Origin of the sequence: Pseudoalteromonas sp. SG44-5, from assembly GCF_014164175.1 — a bacterium.
Taxonomy (GTDB): domain Bacteria; phylum Pseudomonadota; class Gammaproteobacteria; order Enterobacterales; family Alteromonadaceae; genus Pseudoalteromonas; species Pseudoalteromonas nigrifaciens.
In genome coordinates, this window is record NZ_JACJES010000016.1 from 26555 (window position 1) to 44670 (window position 18116).

Sequence of the window (18116 nt, forward strand, 5' to 3'; positions counted from 1 at the left end):
ATGAATGTAGTAGGTAGTATCCCAACAGAGGATGAGGAATTTACAGTAGCTTATGTGGATAAGGCCACATGTCGTAAAGTCCAAGTGTGGCCTGTGCCCGAGGACTTAGAGAACTGGCACGAGGTTGATTTTGACCCACAGGCTGAGTACATGGGGAAGTGGTACAATCCTGATAGTGGCTCATGGTTTTCGGACACCGAGGTTGAGCGACTTAAAGTAGTGGCTGCCCGCAAGAGGGCATATGCTACAACAACAGACCCTCTGTTCATGGAGTGGCAGTATGACCAAACACCAGAGTCAAAGGCCGCGTGGGTTGAGGCCGTCGCTAAAGTAAAGCTGGACTTCCCCTTCAAACAACAATAGTAGTGTTACTACTTTATAGCCAAGTAGTAACACGCTATACTAACGGCTCATCACCATAGGAGACAAAATATGTTCACAGCAGCATTCACCGACCCACAGGGTACTGCATACAAAGCCGCCGTTTGCCAAGTGCTACAGGCCAGCTTTACGGAAAACAAGAGCGAAACGTTTGAGTTCGACATTGCGACAAGTGCAGGTGCAGTGGCAAGTGGTTCATCTAGTTTTTCACTAAACTACCGCATGGGCTACTGGCCTACGCAAGTGGCAAAGGATGCAGGCACACCGCCGTATACTTTGATCGACAGTAATACATTTTCACAGGACTTCGCTGATTACTCGCTAGATGCAGAAACATACGCGGGCTTAACAGCAGAGGGCGCAGCTGAGTTGCATTGTAAAACAGAAATCATGGGGGTATCGGTGTGAACGACGAACAACAAAAATCAGTAGAGTTGATCCGATTAAAGGCGCGACTGTTTGACATGCAAGAAGAGTCGCAAGGCTTAACAGAAGTATTGAGCGCAATTGCTAAGCGTGTTGGTTTCACAGGCCAAAGTTTATCTGCGCTGATCGAAGCTGTACCTGTAATCGAAGTCGCCGAAAGTGAGTAAGTTTGCGGCGTTCGTTATCTCGCGGCTTGTGACAACAGAGCTACTTGTAAAGCTTATGTTGTTCGCGTCCGAAAAGCTGGTCAAGAGCACCAAGGCTGAATGGGATGATGAGCTACACGCTATCGTAAAAGACGCGCTCACAAAGTAGTAGAAGAATAACAAAAGCCCCCGCCAATATAGGTGGGGCTTTTTTATGCCAATTTTATAGACACTAAGATCCCTGTCCTCTATCCTAGTCGGTGGGGGGTAAACTTGTCAGGAGCATGACATATGAGTGATTTAGATTTACCCAAAGGTGTGACGCTGCATAGGGGTAAAATCCGTATTGCATTCAGGCCACCACATGAAAAAGTACAATGGAAAAGGTCGCTAGGCATTCCAGCAACAAAGGCCAACATAAAGGCCGCTGAGCAAATGTTAAACTCGATTAGGCGTGACATAAGCTTAGGCCAGTTTAACCTAGCCGACTACTTCCCGAATGACCCCAGTCTAAAGAAAGAGCAGCATATGCTTTCACATATGCTAGACGAGCACTTTCTAAAGGCTAAAGCTGGGCTGGTAAAAGGCTCAACAATTGACGCATATAAAAGGCATGCAGACCTTATTATTAGAGCAATTGGGGACGTTGACGTCGCAAACGTAGATGTTAAGGCTGCTAAGCATATAAGAGAGGCAATAATTAGTAGCTCACCATCGGATTATACAGCGTCACTTCGTTTGTGGATAGTCCGCGTTACCGTGCGCCGCGCAGTACGTGAGCTAGACCTTAAAACAGACCCGTTCGGCTCGTTCCTTGATACGGTTGAACGAAAGTCTAAAGCACTGAAAATAGGTGAACGGGCAACAGACGTGTTGAACACCGATGAAGTATTTACCATTGGTGAGTCTGAGAAAATAGTTAATGCTTGCCGTTCAGAAAATAACAAGCGGCTCGTGACATTCCTTTTTTGGTCAGGATTAAGACCAGGCGAGGCCGCAGCACTAAGGAGAGAGGACGTATGTCTACCATATATCACTGTGAGGCACACTTTAACACAAAGGGGCGAGGTACAGACACCGAAGACTGGCCGAGAGAGGAAGATCTACCTTCCATCTTCCGCGAGATTGGTCTTAGAACGACAATTGCAAACGCACGATTTCGAGAGGGTCTGGACAACGGGAAAAGGCAAGCCGTACCACACAGCAACGTTATTCAGTTCAAAGCACTGGCGCAAAATTCTTGAGAGAGCTGGTATAATGTATAGACGCCCTTACATGACGCGACATAGCTTTGCCAGTTGGATGCTCAAAGCTGGTGAACCTGAGAGTGCAGTTGCAAATCATTTAGGGCATAATGACGTTACTATGGTGCGGAAGGTTTATGGTAAGTTCATCCCCGATTCAAAGCCGGTTTGGACCCTCGATGACCCCGCAAAAATTGATACCTTAAAAAGATCAATGATTACAACATCTTAAGTGCTTGGCACTTAAAAGCAAGAATTTATAGGGCCATAATGCTCACTGCGGTATATAAAAGTAAGAAAAAAGCGGATAGCTTCTTATTTGTTGAAAAAAGAGATGATTTTACTAAAGTTCCGGAACCTTTAATGGCTATGTTTGGTCAACCTAAATATGTGATGCTGATAAACCTAGCAAAACGTGCGATGTTAGGCACAGCTGATTTAGAAACCGTAAAAGCAGCATTGACAGAAAAAGGGTATTATTTACAAATACCGCCTCCGCAGGAGAATCTGTTAAGCCAATTACGAAAAGAAAACGGAGCCGATAATGATTAAAAAATTAGCCATGATTTTATGTGGAGTATGTTTAAGCACATCTGTAATGGCAAAAACACAAGCTGAATTTCAAACATATTTAGACGCTTTAAAGCAAGAAGCAATTGCAAAGGGTTACGACAGCCAGCTTATTGATCAAGCCTTTGCTGGTGCAAGCTATAAAGAAAAAATAGTATCTGCAGATAAAAATCAGCCAGAAGTTAAAGAAACGCTCGAAACCTATTTACCTAAACGCGTACCGCAATGGAAAATTGATCGCGCCCGTAAATTATACGCCGAAAACCAAGACGTGCTAGAAAAAGTAGCTAAAGACTTTGGCGTGCAAGCGCGCTTTATTGTGGCTATTTGGGGCCTTGAAAGTAACTTTGGTGCTATACAAGGTGGCCATAATGTAATTTCATCGCTCGTTACGCTCGCATTCGATGGTCGTCGCGAAACCATGTATAAAAAACAGCTTTGGGCTGCGCTTGATATTTTAAAGTCAGGGCACATTACCCTTGATAAGTTTAAAGGCTCTTGGGCAGGTGCTATGGGGCAAACGCAATTTATGCCTACCTCATTTAACGCTTACGCGGTTGACTATAATAACGATGGTCGCAAAGATATTTGGACTACCAAAGAAGATGCATTCGCCTCTATTGCTAATTACTTAAAGCAAGAAGGCTGGAACGACTCGCTTACATGGGGTCGTCAGGTTAAGTTACCAGAAAACTTTGATAGTAAATACGTGCTAGTGCGCGGTACTAAAACGCGTAAACAATGGTTAGAGTTTTGGAATGACTCAGAGCGCTCATTAGCTGAATGGCAAGCACTAGGTGTACGCCGTGCAGATGGTAGTGATCTGCCAAATGTAGATGTACGAGCAGCGTTGGTAATGCCAGATGATATAAATGGTCGTATGTACTTAGCCTACGATAACTATAAAGTATTTATGCACTGGAATCGCTCGTATTACTTTGCTACCAGTGTAGGTTATTTGTCAGACAGAATTGGCTATCCAAAAATATAATACAGATTAAATAAGTATCTAAAAAAAGCCGCAATTGCGGCTTTTTTTGAATTTTGGGTTTTACTTACTCTTTTTTAAATATTTTATCTTTTAAATCAATTACCTTACCGATACCAGATCCTAACTTCATTAGCTTATTAAGCTGCTCAGGGGTTAAACGCTGTAATTCAGATGACCATTTAGTCACTGTTTCAAGCAGGTTATGAATTTCGCCCATTTGTTTTTGTGCGTAAAGTTCATCTTCGTTGCTTGCAGTATCTAATAGATTATCGCGCAGTAAGCTTAGAGTAGGCTCTACTTCGCGTTTTTTACGTTCTTCGAACACCCGGTTAGCCATATCCCAAATATCACCCGCAGGGGCATAATATTCTTTTCTGTCGCCAGGAATATGTTGTACTTTAATAAGCTGCCACGATTGCAGCTCTTTAATGCCCATACTAACATTGCCGCGTGAAATACTGAGGGATTCTGCAATTTGGTTCGCGGTCATCGGATTTTTAGTAATAATCAATAAGCCACACATTTGTCCAATAGTACGATTGAATCCCCAGCGGCTACCCATTTCACCACAGTGCATTACAAAGGAAAAATTTTTGTCGGATAAACTCATAACTTCTTAATTTTTAGTAATTTCAGAAACTAATGCTAGCACGCTTATTGAGTATGGCAAGATTTTACAGCGAGTTAAGTAATTACTGTCAGACTAAAGTTTGATTTAGATTAATAATCACTCAGCTATATTGGTTTAAGTTGTAACGGGTATAAAGCAATGAAGTTTATTTTTAATACACATTAATACTTATTTTATAGGTATTACTTAAACGATGGAATGATTATGAAAGCTGCAATTAATAATGAATTTAAAGGTAAATTACAAATAATAGACATGCCTATCCCAGAGGTTGGCATAAATGATGTATTGGTAAAAATAGCGGCCTGTGGGGTGTGTCATACCGATTTACATGCATGTCATGGCGATTGGCCTGTTGCGCCTAAAATGCCTTTAGTGCCAGGCCACGAAGGCGTAGGTGTAATTGAAAAGGTCGGTAGCAATATTAAACACCTAGAAGTAGGCGATCGCGTTGGTGTGCCTTGGCTTTACAGTGCCTGTGGGCATTGTGAGTTTTGCTTAGATGGCAGAGAAACCCTGTGTTTGTCACAGCATAATACCGGCTACTCTATAGATGGTAGTTACGCCGAATATTGTTTAGCACACGGTGACTACGTGGTAAAAATACCCGAAGGGCTTGGCTTTTCAGAAGCCGCGCCATTATTTTGCGCTGGAGTAACCACGTATAAAGCACTTAAAGTATCGGGAGCTAAACCCGGGCAATGGGTGGCTATTGTGGGAGTGGGCGGTCTTGGGCACTTAGCTGTACAGTATGCTAAAGCAATGGGGTTTAATGTTATAGCGGTTGATACCGGCAAAGAAAAACTCGCGCTGGCCAAAGAGCTTGGCGCAGATATTACCCTCGACTTTAAAGAAGTGGTTCCAAGCGAAGCCATTTTTGAACAAGTAGGCGGCGCGCATGCAGTTGTATGTACTGCAGTTTCAAAGCCTGGTTTTGAGCAAGCTTATAAAAGTGTACGTCGTGGCGGTAAGTGTGTGTTAGTGGGTTTACCGCCAGAGGATATGCCATTACCTATTTTTGACACAGTATTAAATGGTGTGTCAGTTGTGGGCTCTATTGTAGGTACTCGAAAAGATTTACAAGAGTGCTTAGAATTTGCAGCACAAGGTAAAGTAAAAGCAATTATTGAAGAAAAACGCTTAGAGGATATTAACGAAATTTTTGATGATATGCTCAAAGGCGAAATTAACGGCCGTATAGTTGTTACTATCTGATCTAAATTAAGCATTCATCAAACACAAAAAAGCACGGTTTCTAAATTAGAAAACCGTGCTTTTTAAGTATTTAACTAGTTAAAGTGTGTAGCTAAAGCTTAATTTAGCATTGCGCTCTTGCCCAGGCATACCGCCTAAAAACATGGCTTTAGAGTAATAACGCTTATTAAATAAATTATTAAGATTTAGCTGCATATGCCATTTATCAGTTGTGTACGAAATGGCAGTGTCATAAATTGTATAGCTAGGTACATAACCATCCGGAATCGAAAACGAGCTAGAGTTAGTGCTGCGGTTATCTACAAAAGTAATACCGCCGCTAATATTTACCGCCTCTGGTAAATTAAACATGTTTGCGTAGTAAGTTACCCAAGTGCTTGCAGTTACATAGGGCACGCCTTTTTGGCGAGTATCGAAACTGCTGCTATTAGGATTACTTTGATCACGTGCATCTTGGTATACGCCGTTGACGTTTATTTTCCATTTATCGTTTAAGTAAGCGTTTAAATCAAGCTCCACACCTTTGGTTTTTTCTTTACCATTATAAAAGCTTTCAACTACACCCTCTGCAGATACACCCGCTTCATAAAGAGGATTAGCATACTCTAAATTAGTTCGCGCGCTTTCAAATACCACAATAGACGCTAATAACTGATCGTCAAAGGCCTTAAAGCGAAATCCTAAATCGTTACTTAACGATTCAGAATCTTCTCTGTCGGCTTCGTTACCACTTACAGAGCCTAAAACACTGTAGGCTGTTCGCCCTTTAGAATGATTAACAAATATCGAGAAATCTTCAGTTGGTTGATAAGTTGCACCTAAATTATAGGTTAAACCACTGTCTGATGTATTTGCCTCAGGGGTTGGGTTTGCACGGCTTGAACTGTAGCGCTCATCTACACCTAAATGCTCGTAACTTTGTTTAATACGGTTATAGGCAACCCCAATACGTGTAGTAAGGGCTTCATTTATATAGCTTACATGTTGAATACCTAACCCCCAAGCTTGTACTTTTTTATTGTAGTCGCTGGTTTTAAGTGGGTCGTAATCGGCAAAGTTACCGGTTGGCCAGTTAGGCTCTCGTATATCGTAAATGTAGGGCAGTGTGCCTTGGTAAAGTAAGTTACCGTCGCTATCGTTAATCACTTTATCGGCATCATAAATAGAATATTGTTTAAAGCCAATATCTCTATCTTCATAATTAGCGTTTACTAATAACTCGTTGTCTATATCGGCTACTGAAAAGTCGTAACGCAAATCGGCAAAGTACTGCCATGACTTTTCGTCGGCCTCCACTTGGCGATACTCTTGGCGGCGTGCTGCAAACGGGTAAAGTACCCCGTCTTCAACTAGTGGCGCGCGCGGATCTTGGTTTATTACTCCACTGCGAGTTGAATACACGTAATTATAAGCCCCGGTTTGACGAGCAAAGCTTGAGGTGTAATTACGATACTGCAATTGTTGATTCAAAAATAAATCATCGGTAATAAAGTAGTTGTGGGTTAATTTAAAACGCAGCTCCTCACCTTCGTTATCTTTAGCCATAGGTGAAATAATACCATTAGTACCAAAGCTGTAAGGCGTTAAACCATCTGAAGACGATAATGAATTTGCAAGCTCAATGCGCTGCGCTTCAGATAATTGCAAGCCATTGCCAGACGGATCATTTACTAAATCAGCACCGGTTACTTGATCTGACGTTAGTCCATTTACCGAATTTGCATCGTAAATACGAATAGGGTGACCAATTGAATCCACTGCAATGGCATCTTTAATGTAAGCCGCGGAGAGCATAATATTTTGTTTGTTATCGAATACATATTTAAGCGAGGTATAAATTTCGTCGCGATCTTCTTTTAAGTCACGAAAGCCGGCACTTGAAGCTGTTTTAGCCATGACCCTGTAGGCTAAATTATCGGTTATAGCATTGGTGCTATCAATCGAAAGTGCATAACTATCCCACTGGCCAAGCTCTACGCCCACTTTATGTTTTTCGTTAAACTCAGGCTTTTTTTCAATTAGGTTTATTACGCCACCAGCGCTACCTATACCATATAAACCAGTAGCAGGGCCTTTTAGTACTTCAACCGATTCAACATTAGTAAGTGACCGAGTCGGGTTAAAGGTATTACCTAGCCCAGCACCGCCATACATACCGTCGTAGGTGTAATTGGCATCTAAGCCGCGAATAACTAAATTATCGCCAATACCGTAGTTATTGCCGGCTTGAGTTAAACCACTTACGTTGCGTACTAAATCTTGCAGGCTATTAACCCCTTGCGATTCAATAAGTTCACGGTCAATAATAACCACAGGAGCTGGGGTTTCCATTAACGACATGTTTGACTTAGTAGCTAGGCCAGAACTCATAACAACACGGTTTTGTTTTTCGTAAACGCTAATGCGCTCTATGTTGTCTTCAACTTTTATGTCATCGGCAAAGGCTAATTGTGCATTTAAACAAGCAAGGGTAAGTAAAGAATATTTAAAGTTATGCATATAATGGTAAGTATTCGTATTTAACAAGTTGCGCGAATGATAATGGTTATCGTTATATAAATAAATAAAAAGTTCAAAAAAAACTTTAATAACAATCTGTTTGCTGGTTTTTTAAGCGTGTTGAAATTGGCAAGCGTAACTTATGCTTTTTAAATGTACGATTAGCTTTTTCAGCCTAAGTTGGTCAGAGTTTCAGCTATTAATTGTTTAGGCATAAAAATTATTTAGACTTAAAATAAAGGCCCGCTATAAATTAAAAGCGGGCCTTATGTAGAGCTATCTAAAAAGAGTTACTAATTTTTGTAAACTACCCCTGCCTTCATTACAAAAGGAATGTGCTCAAGTGTTGCAATATTTTTAAGCGGATTGCCTTTTACTGCAATAATATCGGCTGCAAAGCCGGTTTTAAGTTGGCCTAACTGCTTATCCATTTTTAATAGCTTTGCGCTATTTACAGTAGATGCTTGAATTGCTTGCAGTTCAGTCATACCAAACTCAACCATGCGAGAAAACTGTTTAGCATTATCGCCATGCGGGTAAATAGCAGCATCGGTGCCAAATACCATGTTTACGCCGGCGTTCACTGCACGTTTAAAGCTATCACGCTGTACTTTAGATACTTGGCGTTCTTTATCTAGGTTTTCCTCATCTACGCCATTTTGCTCACCAAAACTCAGTGTATATTCGGTATTGTAAATATCCATTGAAAGCCAAGTACCATGATCTTTAGCTAATTTAATTGCCTCGTCATCTAAATAACTGGCATGCTCTACGCTATCAACACCGGCTTTAATTGCGGTTTTTATACCATCTGTACCATGAGCATGCGCGGCTACTGGTAAGTCGCGAAGGTGCGCTTCATCTACAATGGCTTTCATTTCTTCAAACGAGTACTGCTGTGCGCCCAATTTAGTCCCTTTTGAAAATACTCCCCCTGTGGCACAAAATTTAATGGCGTTGGCGCCGTATTTAATATTTTCGCGCACTTTAACGCGTACCGCCCATGGACCATCGGCAACGCCTTGCGAGGTATATTTAAGCTCAGGTGGCAAACGGTTGTTATCACAATGGCCGCCGGTAATACCTAAAGAGGGGCCTGCTGCCCAAATACGAGGGCCAATTATATCGCCTGCATTAATTCCATCTCGTACTGCAATTACGCTGTAACCTTCTGCGCCTACGTTGCGCACGGTAGTAAACCCAGCTTCAAGGGTTTTTTTCGCAAAGTACGCTGCTTTTACAGCCATACGCGGTACCGATTGTCCTACACGCTCACTGCGAGGTACCGTTGGATCGCTGGTTAAATGCACGTGCATGTCCATTAATCCTGGCATAAGTGTCAGTTCAGGCAGCTTAATATGTTCATCTCCTTTATTAAGCTTAGGCGTTTTATTGCTATCAATAGCGGTGATCACGCCATTATCTATGGTAATAAGGGGTGACTGTATTAACTTACCACTTTGAACATCAAGCATTGCCTTAGCAGATACATAAGTAACAGCATAGGCATTCATACTGTTTAAACATAAAAGTGCGATAGAAGCAGACAATAGTTGTTTTTTCATATTAGGGGGTCTTTTATTAGTATTTTAAATTAACTCGACTTTACCAAGCTAAGCACAAACTGCAAATAAATAGCGATGGCTGTTATCTATCGTAATTTCTTTATTTAGTTGATGTAACTACGCATACTCGATAAGTAAATTTTAACAAGGTATCAGCATGAAATTAATAAACTTGGCGGTTATAGCCAGTGGTGTACTGCTTGCTTTAAGTGGTTGCACTAATATAAATAAAAGTAAGCATGAAAGTAACACCACCAGTAGCCACGCGCAATTGAGCATGGCTAATACTGCCAAAGCAGTGGTGTCAGAGCTTTCAGCACAACAACAGCTTGATGTACTGGTAGCTCAATATTACGATGAATCGCTTATGTTTAGCCCTCTCAGTGCCACTTACAATGGCCGTAATGAGTTTAATAACCAATTTACGCCTGTTATTTCATCGGCTAGCCGTGATAAAAAAGCCGCTTTTTATAAAAAATATCAACAGCGCTTAACACTTATAGATAAAGAGCAGCTAGTAGGACAAGCATTATTAAGCTTTGAAGTATTAGCCCAAGACTTAGCGCTTAAGCTTGAAGGAATGCAATACCCAGATTATTTACTGCCAATTAATCAAATGGCAGGGGCACATAACACCTTTGCTGGTTTTGGCTCGGGACAAAGTGCACAACCTTTTAATACAGTTGAAGATTACAGCAACTTTTTAGCCCGAAGTGAGGGCTTTATTAACTGGCTTGTAAGTGTGCAAGAATCAATGGCGCAAGGCATAAAGATGGGCGTAGTATTACCAACGCCACTGGCTAAAAAGCTGCAACCACAATTTGCAGCCCATGTGGTAACTGACGCCGAAGACTCACTATTTTGGGGGCCAATTAATAACCTTCCAGAGTCGTTTACAGCGCAGCAAAAGCAACAAATTACAGCACAATATAGAAAATTGATTATAGAGCGTTTAGTACCTGCATATAACAGCATGAGCGAGTTTTTAGCTAATCAATATATTCCTAATAGCCGAGAAAGTGTTGGTTATAGCGATTTACCTAACGGTAAAGCGTGGTACGAATACCAAATTAAAAAACACACTACGCTTAGTTTATCTGCCAACGAAATTCATGATATTGGTTTAAGTGAAGTAGCGCGTATTTTATCGCAAATGAAAAAAGTAAAAGAAACAGTTGGCTTTAAAGGTGACTTATCTGCATTTTTTGACCACTTACGTGATTCAGACGAGTTTTACTACAACACGCCGCAAGAGTTAATAGCGGCATACGAAAACGTAAAACAAAAAATTGATGCGCGTTTGCCACTGCTTTTTAACATAGCACCAAAAGCGCCATACGTTGTAAAAGCGGTAGAAGCTTACAGAGCACAGTCGGCTGCGGGCGCATCTTATGCGTCTCCAGCACCAGATGGTTCTCGCCCAGGTGTTTTTTATATTAATACCTATAACTTAAAGGCTCAGGCTAAGTTTTTACTCGAAACATTATCGATTCACGAAGCAGCGCCTGGGCATCACTTTCAAATAGCATTACAGCAAGAAATAGAGGGCCTGCCAGATTTTCGTAAATTTGGTGGCTACACCGTATTTGCCGAAGGTTGGGCGTTGTACGCTGAAAGTTTAGGGAAAGAGCTTGGCTTATTTACCGACCCGTATATGTGGTATGGGCGTTTATCAGATGAGCAATTACGCGCTATGCGTTTAGTACTCGACACTGGTTTTCATGCAAAAGGCTGGACGCGTCAGCAAGGTATTGATTACATGCTAGCTAATTCGTCTATGGCTAAAAGTGATGTAATAGCCGAAGTTGAGCGTTACATAGCATGGCCAGGCCAAGCGCTGTCGTATAAATTAGGAGAGTTTAAAATTAGTGAGCTGCGCGACTACGCACATAAACAGCTAGGTAATAAGTTTGATATTAAAGCGTTTCACACGCAAATACTCATAGATGGCGCATTACCTATGCCAATTTTAGAACAGAAAATAAAGCGCTGGGTTAAATCAGTACAATAATGCTTAGGCAAAGCCCTTACCTGCAAGGTATTGGCTTTGCGCCATTTGCAGCAATACGGTAGAATGCGCGCTCTTTAGGGGCGCGAGTACATTATGTTTGATCAACAATTAGCAAATACACAATTTTGGCTTGAAAAAAGCCTAAGCGACATGAACCAAAATGAATGGGAAGCCATTTGTGACGGCTGCGGGAAATGCTGCTTAAATACCTTTATTGATAGCGAAGATGAAGATGAATTTACCGCCACCGATCAGCTACGCGAAGGTGAGCAGTTAATATTTACTAATATTGTGTGTCAGTATCTCGATAATAATACCTGTGGTTGTAGCGAATACGAAAATCGTCAAACGCTGGTACCATCTTGTGTAAAACTTACCAAAGAAAACCTCAAAGATATCTTTTTTATGCCACAAAGTTGCAGCTATCGCCGTTTGCACGAAGGGCGAGGGTTGGCCTCGTGGCATCCGCTGTTAAATAATGGCGACAAAACAAAAATGCATCAGCAGGGCATTTCGGTAAAAGACAAAACCGTAAAAGATTGCGACGTTAAGCTCGATGACTTTGACCTATATATTGCAGAGTGGCCAACCAAGGATAGTGATTAATGAGCGAGCAACAGGCTGTTATTGGTTTATTAAACCCCAAAAGCCCAACTAATGTGGGCGGTGTATTACGTGCTGCAGGTTGCTACGACGCACAGCAGGTGTTTTTTACCGGAAACCGTTATTTAAATGCACAAAAGTTTCATACCGATACAAAAAATGTGGTTGAGCGAATTTCACTAACTGCCACCGATAATTTAGAAAAAGTAAAGCCACAAGGTGCCACGGTTGTGGTTATTGAGCTAATTGAAGGTGCAACGCCACTGCCTGAGTTTACCCACCCAGAAAACGCATTTTATGTGTTTGGCCCAGAGGATGGCTCAGTGTCTAAAGACGTTTTAAAGTGGGCCGACGAAGTCGTGTATATTCCTACTATTGGCTGCATGAACCTCGCTGCCACTTGTAATGTGGTGCTATACGACCGTTTAGCAAAACTAGGCGGCGTAGAGAGCAGTGATACTACAATTATCAATTCGCGCGACACCAATAATAAAATGAAATGGGAAAAAGCATAGCGTTTTAGTCGCTGTGCAGCGTATTTTAAAACGACATAAATTCCCCGTAGTTAAGTGCAATCAGTAATAAGCCTCGTAAGGGGCTTGTATTTTTAAGTACACAATTTAAACAACACACCTTAATCTCCCCGTTCCTTCTAAGTTCATGAATAATCATAATTAAGCCTTTATTACTGTTTTAGCTTTTTTGTTGCTTGTAAGCTTTAATAACTAAGACATTTAGTTAAATATTTGCTAAAACTGTAGGTGCTAATAATAACAACTAAAAAAGGGCACTTATGTTTGGCTCGTTAAAATTTACCTCTAAGGTCACTATTGCTGCATCACTGGTATTAGTATTAGTACTTGGTGTTTTTACAATTAATAACTATGTATCTATGCGCAATCAAACCGAGCAGCAACTTGCTCTTGTACTGCAACAAAGTTCAGAATCTGTTTCGCAAAACATTGCTAATTGGCTAAACGACAAACTGGCAATTGTTATAGCCATAGCAAAAACGCACCAATCTAGTGACAGCAAGGCGCTTACCCTTACACAGCTTAATACCGCTGAGTTGGCCGGAAACTTTAAAAATACCTATATTGGTAAATCCAATGGCGTGTTTATATTAAACGATCAAAGCGTAGTATTGCCCGCTGATTTTATGCCACGTCTCGTCCTTGGTACAAGCTAGTAGAAAACAAAGAAAATACTGCCTTTACTACCCCTTATATAGATGTAACCAGCAATGAACTTACTATATCTGCGGTTGTGCCGATGCAGCAAAATGAGCAGTTTATTGGTGTAGCGGGCGCCGATATAGAAATGAGCATTATTACAAAAATTATTAACGATATAGATTTTTTAGGCTTAGGTTACGGCTTTTTAATTGACAGTAACGGCCAAGTGTTAAGCCACCCTAACAGAGCACTTAATTTAAAAAATACTACTGAGTTATTTGGTACCCACACTGCTTTGCAAAGCGAATTTACAGAGTATCAAGTGGCAGGGCAAAGTAAGCTTATATCGTATACAAAAATACGCGGTATAGAAAACGTTGACTGGTACTTAGGCGTGGTAATCGATAAAGATAAAGCCTTTGCTAGTGTATCGGCCTTTGGTAAAACGGCCGCTATATATATGCTTATTGGTATAGTTGTTATCATTATTATGATGCAACTATTATTGCGCTATTTAATGCGCCCAATGCAGCGATTAAACGACGCTATTAAAAACATTGCCCAAGGTGAAGGCGACCTAACGTGTAGATTAGAAGTTGAAAATGAAGACGAATTCGGCGAGTTAAGTCATTCTTTTAATTTATTCATTGAAAAAATACAGCACTCTATTGAGCAAGTAAAGCACACCACAGAGTCATTAGATGTGGCTATTTCGAGTTTAGTGGCGCAAACCGACTCAACATTATTAATGTACGAAGACCAAACTAAACGTACCGACAGTGTAGCTACCGCTATTAATCAGTTTTCTGCCACCGCAATGGAAATATCAAACAGTGCTGAGCGTGCCTCTAAGTTAGCTAAAAATGCCGATCAGCACTCAGCGCAAAACCAGCAAACACTCAGTAATAATGTGGCCAGTATTCATCAGTTATCAAAAAATATGGAACAGGCACAGCAAACTATTAATAGCTTAAACGTGCATACAGCCAGTATTGGCCAAGTGCTTGAGGTAATTAAAGGGGTAAGCGAGCAAACAAATTTACTGGCCCTTAACGCTGCAATAGAAGCTGCACGGGCTGGTGAAGCTGGGCGAGGTTTTGCTGTAGTTGCTGATGAAGTTCGTCAATTAGCGCACCGAACCCAGCAATCAACCCAAGAAATAGAAGACACCGTAAGCCAATTACAAAAAGGCTCTAATTTAGCGGTAGAACTAATGAAAACCAGTTTAAGCGACAGTGAAACAAGCGTGCAACAAGCCGATGCAGTAGGTGTTGTAATGCAGCAGATTATAGATGCAATACAAAAAATTAGCGATGCGAATCATGTTGTTGCTAGTGCTACCGATGAGCAAAATCAGGTTGTTAAGTCTCTCGATTCAGACATTCATAATATTAGTGAGCTTTCAATACAGGGCAAAGCTAATTTAAACCGTACCTTGGATGAATGCACCAAGCTTAAACAACAATTTAGCGATTTAGAGCGTATGGTTAAAAAGTTTAAAGTTTAAATTTTAAAAACAAACGCTAACAACAGTTTAGCTATTAATCATTATAGTATGTGTAAATGCTGGTGGCTTACATTAAGCGCGAGCTGTTAATACGGAGGAGCAAATGGCTCAAAGTAAACTTGTTTATGTACACGACCCTATGTGCAGTTGGTGCTGGGGTTATGCGCCAAGCTGGCTTAAGTTAAAAGCCGCTCTTGAGAGTAAACTAGTAGTTGAATACAAAGTTGGAGGGCTTGCTCCTGACAGCCAAGATCCCATGCCACAAAACATGCAAGATATGCTACAAAACACCTGGCATAAAATAGCAGCGCAATTGGGCACTGAGTTTAATTTTGATTTTTGGCGCAACTGCCAACCAAGGCGCTCAACGTACCCGGCGTGTAGAGCGGCGCTTATTGCGCGTAAAGCGGGCAAAGAAAGTGCAATGGTTGCAGCCATTCAGCAAGCTTACTATTTAAATGCTCAAAACCCCTCAGATGAAAGCACATTAATTAGCTTAGCCGAGCAAATAGGTTTAAATAAAGCGCAGTTTGCAAATAGGCTTCAATCAAAAGAGCTTAATGATGAGTTAATTGCAGAGCTTAATTATGTACATAGTTTGCCCATTCAGGGTTTTCCATCTTTAGTGCTTATAAATGACAATAAAGTGCACCCAATAGCAATAAACTACACCAACTGGCAAAAAACATTAAATCAAATTAATGCTATTTTAAGCTAAATAACGTGAACACTAGTTAAGTATTGCTAAATTATGCGTGTTTGGCTGCCAAACACTCACTCCCCTTATAACACTTGTTACACAACACTCCTTACACAGCACTTCCTACACAGCCCCCTTAGACAGGCTATTTATTAACGCTGTCATAAAAGCGACTTCTTTGCGCAACATGCTTGTCATTTTTCATCTATACACTTTCGCTCATTGAAAATATTTAGTTTTTAATTGTTTGTATCAAACGTTTAAAGCTAACAAAAACAAACTAGCAAATCTGCTAACTAACGAGTAAAGGTGTATGCGATGAAAGGCGTTAAACCATTAATTATAGCTGGTATTGTGGCCGCAAGTGCCGCTGTACACGCAAACGATTTAAATAAGGTTATTGATAAAAGCAGTGAAATTACTAAATCGGCTGCGCAATCACAAACAAAAATAGACAAGATTGCAGATTCAATGCAAGGGCGTCTGCAACAGTTTAAAACCCTTAATAAAGAAATTGATGGTTTAGCTGTGTATAACGCTCAGCTTACAAAACAGTTAAATAACCAAATTGCAGATATGCAATCGATGAATCTCTCTATGGATCAGGTTTCAATTATTGAGCGTCAAATTACGCCACTAATGATGCGTATGATCACCGGTCTTGAACAGTTTGTATTACTCGATGTGCCATTTTTAAAAGACGAACGTGAAAAGCGTTTAACCTCTTTAAAAGCCATGATGGAACGTGCCGATATTACCTCTAGCGAAAAGTTCCGCCGCGTACTCGAAGCCTACCAAGTAGAAGTTGATTATGGCCGCACTATTGAAGCTTACAGCGCACTGCTTGAGGTAAATGGTAAAGAACGCGAAGTTGACTTTTTACGCATTGGTCGCTTAGAGCTCATTTACTTAACCCGCGATAGTAAATTAGCTGGTAGCTGGGATACACAAACAAAAACGTTTGCAGCACTTCCAGACTCAACCATTAGCCAAATTAATAAAGGTTTACGCATTGCGCGTAAGCAACTTGCCCCAGATATGTTAACTCTGCCAGTTCACGCAGCACGATAAGAGGTCGAAAATGAAATTGTTTACTCAAATGACAAAAATGGCCGTACTTGCTGCAAGTATAAGTTTTACATGCGCAAGTGTAGCAGCTGAGCCAATGGATTTAGATTCATTACTTAAAAACCTTGAACAAGGTAAATCTGCGCAAAGTGTGCAAAATACTCAGCGTGAACAACAATTTACTGCGCGTCAAAACGAGCAAGTACAAATGCTAAAAGACACGCAAGCAAAGCGTAGTCAAATGCTTAGTGAATCAGAGCGTTTAGAAACCCAGTTTGAAGAAAACGAAATTAAATTGGCTAATTTAACCGATACCCTATCAAAGCGTATGGGATCACTTAAAGAATTGTTTGGTGTGTTGCAACAAGTGGCAGGCGATTCAAGCAATAAGTTTGCTACCTCTGTGGTATCGGCAGAAATACCAGGGCGAAGTGTTTTTATGGACGATCTAGCACAAAAAATGGGATCTACTTCACAACTTGCTTCAATCGAAGATATTGAAAAAGTGTGGTACGAGCTACAACGTGAAATGACCGAGCAAGGCAAAGTGAGCCGCTTTAATACTCAGGTTATTATTGAAGGTGGTAACAAAGCAGAGCAAGAAGTTGTGCGTGTTGGTGCTTTTAACCTTATTTCCAACGGTAAATATTTAGAGTACAGCTCAAGTACAAATATGCTAAGTGAGCTTACTCGCCAGCCCGTATCGCGCTATACATCAACCGCAGGAGATTTACAGCAGGCTAAAAACGGTATTGTACAGTTTGCACTAGACCCAACCGGTGGCTCAATTTTAGGTTTACTAGTACAAGCCCCAGATACCGCTGAGCAAGTTCACCAAGGCGGCGCTGTGGGTTACGTTATTTTAGGTGTGGGTTTATTAGCACTGTTAATTGCAATTGAGCGTTTTGTATCTTTATTGCTAGTGGGTGGCAAAATTCGCCGTCAACTTAAAGACACGGTTGCTCGCGACGATAATCCACTAGGCCGTGTTATGAAAGTAAAAGACGACTACCCAAATGTAGCCTACGACACCTTAGAGCTTAAATTAAGCGAAGCTATACTGCGTGAAATGCCAAAAATAACCCGTAACTTAACCCTGATTAAAATTATTTCAGTAGTGGCTCCGCTGCTTGGTTTACTTGGTACAGTTACCGGGATGATCAATACCTTCCAAGCCATTACCTTGTTTGGCACCGGGGATCCTAAGCTCATGGCAGGCGGTATTTCTCAAGCGCTTGTAACAACAGTACTTGGCTTAGTTGTGGCAATACCCACAGTATTTATTTACACCATACTCAACACCCGAGCAAAAAGCTTACTGCTTATTTTACAAGAGCAAAGCGCGGGCATTATTGCAAAACGAAGTGAAAAAGGAGCATAAACC

The 18116-nt window shown here is 41.1% G+C and carries 16 protein-coding genes and 1 pseudogene; 14 read left to right on the forward strand and 3 right to left on the reverse strand.

Annotation, left to right across the window (positions count from 1 at the left end; all coding sequences use genetic code 11):
• The 6 genes from H5079_RS13900 to H5079_RS13925 all read left to right on the forward strand — a co-directional run bounded on the left by H5079_RS13900 (position 1) and on the right by H5079_RS13925 (position 3758).
• On the forward strand, positions 1–363 hold the full coding sequence (locus H5079_RS13900; protein ID WP_182684310.1) for a hypothetical protein: 363 nt from the start codon (positions 1–3) through the stop codon (positions 361–363).
• A gap of 69 nt (positions 364–432) precedes the next feature.
• A complete protein-coding gene (locus H5079_RS13905; protein WP_182684311.1) occupies positions 433–789 on the forward strand; it encodes a hypothetical protein in 357 nt (118 codons plus the stop codon).
• On the forward strand, positions 786–974 hold the full coding sequence (locus H5079_RS13910; protein ID WP_182684312.1) for a hypothetical protein: 189 nt from the start codon (positions 786–788) through the stop codon (positions 972–974). The genes H5079_RS13905 and H5079_RS13910 overlap by 4 nt, the downstream gene beginning before the upstream one ends.
• Positions 975–1244: 270 nt before the next feature.
• Positions 1245–2429: a tyrosine-type recombinase/integrase gene (locus H5079_RS13915; protein ID WP_182684313.1), complete on the forward strand. Its 1185-nt coding sequence runs from the start codon at positions 1245–1247 to the stop codon at positions 2427–2429.
• Positions 2430–2467: 38 nt separating this feature from the next.
• Positions 2468–2749, forward strand: a complete 282-nt coding sequence (locus H5079_RS13920; RefSeq protein WP_011330132.1) for a YcgL domain-containing protein — start codon at positions 2468–2470, stop codon at positions 2747–2749.
• Entirely contained in the window at positions 2742–3758 is a 1017-nt protein-coding gene (locus H5079_RS13925; protein WP_011330133.1) for a lytic transglycosylase domain-containing protein, read from the forward strand. Before H5079_RS13920 ends, H5079_RS13925 begins: the two co-directional genes overlap by 8 nt.
• Before the next feature lie 64 nt (positions 3759–3822).
• On the opposite strand, the gene H5079_RS13930 is transcribed toward H5079_RS13925, so the two are convergent.
• Complete coding sequence (locus tag H5079_RS13930) at positions 3823–4368, reverse strand: GbsR/MarR family transcriptional regulator (RefSeq protein ID WP_011330134.1); 546 nt, start codon at positions 4366–4368, stop codon at positions 3823–3825.
• Positions 4369–4593: 225 nt separating this feature from the next.
• On the opposite strand from H5079_RS13930, the gene adhP reads away from it, so the two are divergent.
• Positions 4594–5604, forward strand: coding sequence for an alcohol dehydrogenase AdhP (gene adhP, locus H5079_RS13935; protein WP_011330135.1), 1011 nt, complete (start codon positions 4594–4596; stop codon positions 5602–5604).
• 78 nt (positions 5605–5682) lie between these two features.
• Here the strand turns inward: adhP and H5079_RS13940 are convergent, their stop codons facing one another.
• Positions 5683–8103 carry a TonB-dependent siderophore receptor gene (locus H5079_RS13940; RefSeq protein WP_182684314.1) on the reverse strand — a complete coding sequence of 807 codons (2421 nt, stop codon included), beginning with the start codon at positions 8101–8103 and terminating at the stop codon, positions 5683–5685.
• A gap of 293 nt (positions 8104–8396) precedes the next feature.
• Positions 8397–9668: an amidohydrolase family protein gene (locus H5079_RS13945; RefSeq protein WP_011330137.1), complete on the reverse strand. Its 1272-nt coding sequence runs from the start codon at positions 9666–9668 to the stop codon at positions 8397–8399.
• Positions 9669–9825: 157 nt separating this feature from the next.
• On the opposite strand from H5079_RS13945, the gene H5079_RS13950 reads away from it, so the two are divergent.
• The 7 genes and pseudogenes from H5079_RS13950 to H5079_RS13980 all read left to right on the forward strand — a co-directional run bounded on the left by H5079_RS13950 (position 9826) and on the right by H5079_RS13980 (position 18113).
• Positions 9826–11679, forward strand: coding sequence for a DUF885 family protein (locus H5079_RS13950; protein WP_182684315.1), 1854 nt, complete (start codon positions 9826–9828; stop codon positions 11677–11679).
• A gap of 93 nt (positions 11680–11772) precedes the next feature.
• Positions 11773–12285 carry a YcgN family cysteine cluster protein gene (locus H5079_RS13955; RefSeq protein WP_011330139.1) on the forward strand — a complete coding sequence of 171 codons (513 nt, stop codon included), beginning with the start codon at positions 11773–11775 and terminating at the stop codon, positions 12283–12285.
• Positions 12285–12797, forward strand: a complete 513-nt coding sequence (locus tag H5079_RS13960; protein ID WP_182684316.1) for an RNA methyltransferase — start codon at positions 12285–12287, stop codon at positions 12795–12797. The genes H5079_RS13955 and H5079_RS13960 overlap by 1 nt, the downstream gene beginning before the upstream one ends.
• 278 nt (positions 12798–13075) lie before the next feature.
• Positions 13076–14964: pseudogene (locus H5079_RS13965) on the forward strand (methyl-accepting chemotaxis protein).
• 103 nt (positions 14965–15067) lie between these two features.
• Positions 15068–15682 (forward strand): DsbA family protein, encoded by a 615-nt coding sequence (locus H5079_RS13970; RefSeq protein ID WP_182684317.1) that lies wholly within the window; start codon positions 15068–15070, stop codon positions 15680–15682.
• A 300-nt stretch (positions 15683–15982) separates the two neighbouring features.
• A complete protein-coding gene (locus H5079_RS13975) occupies positions 15983–16735 on the forward strand; it encodes a DUF3450 domain-containing protein (RefSeq protein ID WP_182684318.1) in 753 nt (250 codons plus the stop codon).
• A 10-nt stretch (positions 16736–16745) separates the two neighbouring features.
• Positions 16746–18113 (forward strand): MotA/TolQ/ExbB proton channel family protein, encoded by a 1368-nt coding sequence (locus tag H5079_RS13980; protein WP_182684319.1) that lies wholly within the window; start codon positions 16746–16748, stop codon positions 18111–18113.
• Positions 18114–18116 lie beyond the last annotated feature (3 nt).

Excerpts from the sequence above, each read along its gene's own strand:
- H5079_RS13900 (WP_182684310.1), top strand. The coding sequence starts at position 1 with ATGAATGTAGTAGGTAGTATCCCAACAGAGGATGAGGAATTTACAGTA.
- H5079_RS13905 (WP_182684311.1), top strand. The coding sequence starts at position 433 with ATGTTCACAGCAGCATTCACCGACCCACAGGGTACTGCATACAAAGCC.
- H5079_RS13980 (WP_182684319.1), top strand. The coding sequence starts at position 16,746 with ATGAAATTGTTTACTCAAATGACAAAAATGGCCGTACTTGCTGCAAGT.
- H5079_RS13915 (WP_182684313.1), top strand. The coding sequence starts at position 1,245 with ATGAGTGATTTAGATTTACCCAAAGGTGTGACGCTGCATAGGGGTAAA.
- H5079_RS13950 (WP_182684315.1), top strand. The coding sequence starts at position 9,826 with ATGAAATTAATAAACTTGGCGGTTATAGCCAGTGGTGTACTGCTTGCT.
- H5079_RS13925 (WP_011330133.1), top strand. The coding sequence starts at position 2,742 with ATGATTAAAAAATTAGCCATGATTTTATGTGGAGTATGTTTAAGCACA.
- H5079_RS13920 (WP_011330132.1), top strand. The coding sequence starts at position 2,468 with ATGCTCACTGCGGTATATAAAAGTAAGAAAAAAGCGGATAGCTTCTTA.
- H5079_RS13975 (WP_182684318.1), top strand. The coding sequence starts at position 15,983 with ATGAAAGGCGTTAAACCATTAATTATAGCTGGTATTGTGGCCGCAAGT.
- H5079_RS13940 (WP_182684314.1), bottom strand. The coding sequence starts at position 8,103 with ATGCATAACTTTAAATATTCTTTACTTACCCTTGCTTGTTTAAATGCA.
- H5079_RS13930 (WP_011330134.1), bottom strand. The coding sequence starts at position 4,368 with ATGAGTTTATCCGACAAAAATTTTTCCTTTGTAATGCACTGTGGTGAA.
- H5079_RS13955 (WP_011330139.1), top strand. The coding sequence starts at position 11,773 with ATGTTTGATCAACAATTAGCAAATACACAATTTTGGCTTGAAAAAAGC.
- H5079_RS13960 (WP_182684316.1), top strand. The coding sequence starts at position 12,285 with ATGAGCGAGCAACAGGCTGTTATTGGTTTATTAAACCCCAAAAGCCCA.
- H5079_RS13945 (WP_011330137.1), bottom strand. The coding sequence starts at position 9,668 with ATGAAAAAACAACTATTGTCTGCTTCTATCGCACTTTTATGTTTAAAC.
- H5079_RS13970 (WP_182684317.1), top strand. The coding sequence starts at position 15,068 with ATGGCTCAAAGTAAACTTGTTTATGTACACGACCCTATGTGCAGTTGG.
- adhP (WP_011330135.1), top strand. The coding sequence starts at position 4,594 with ATGAAAGCTGCAATTAATAATGAATTTAAAGGTAAATTACAAATAATA.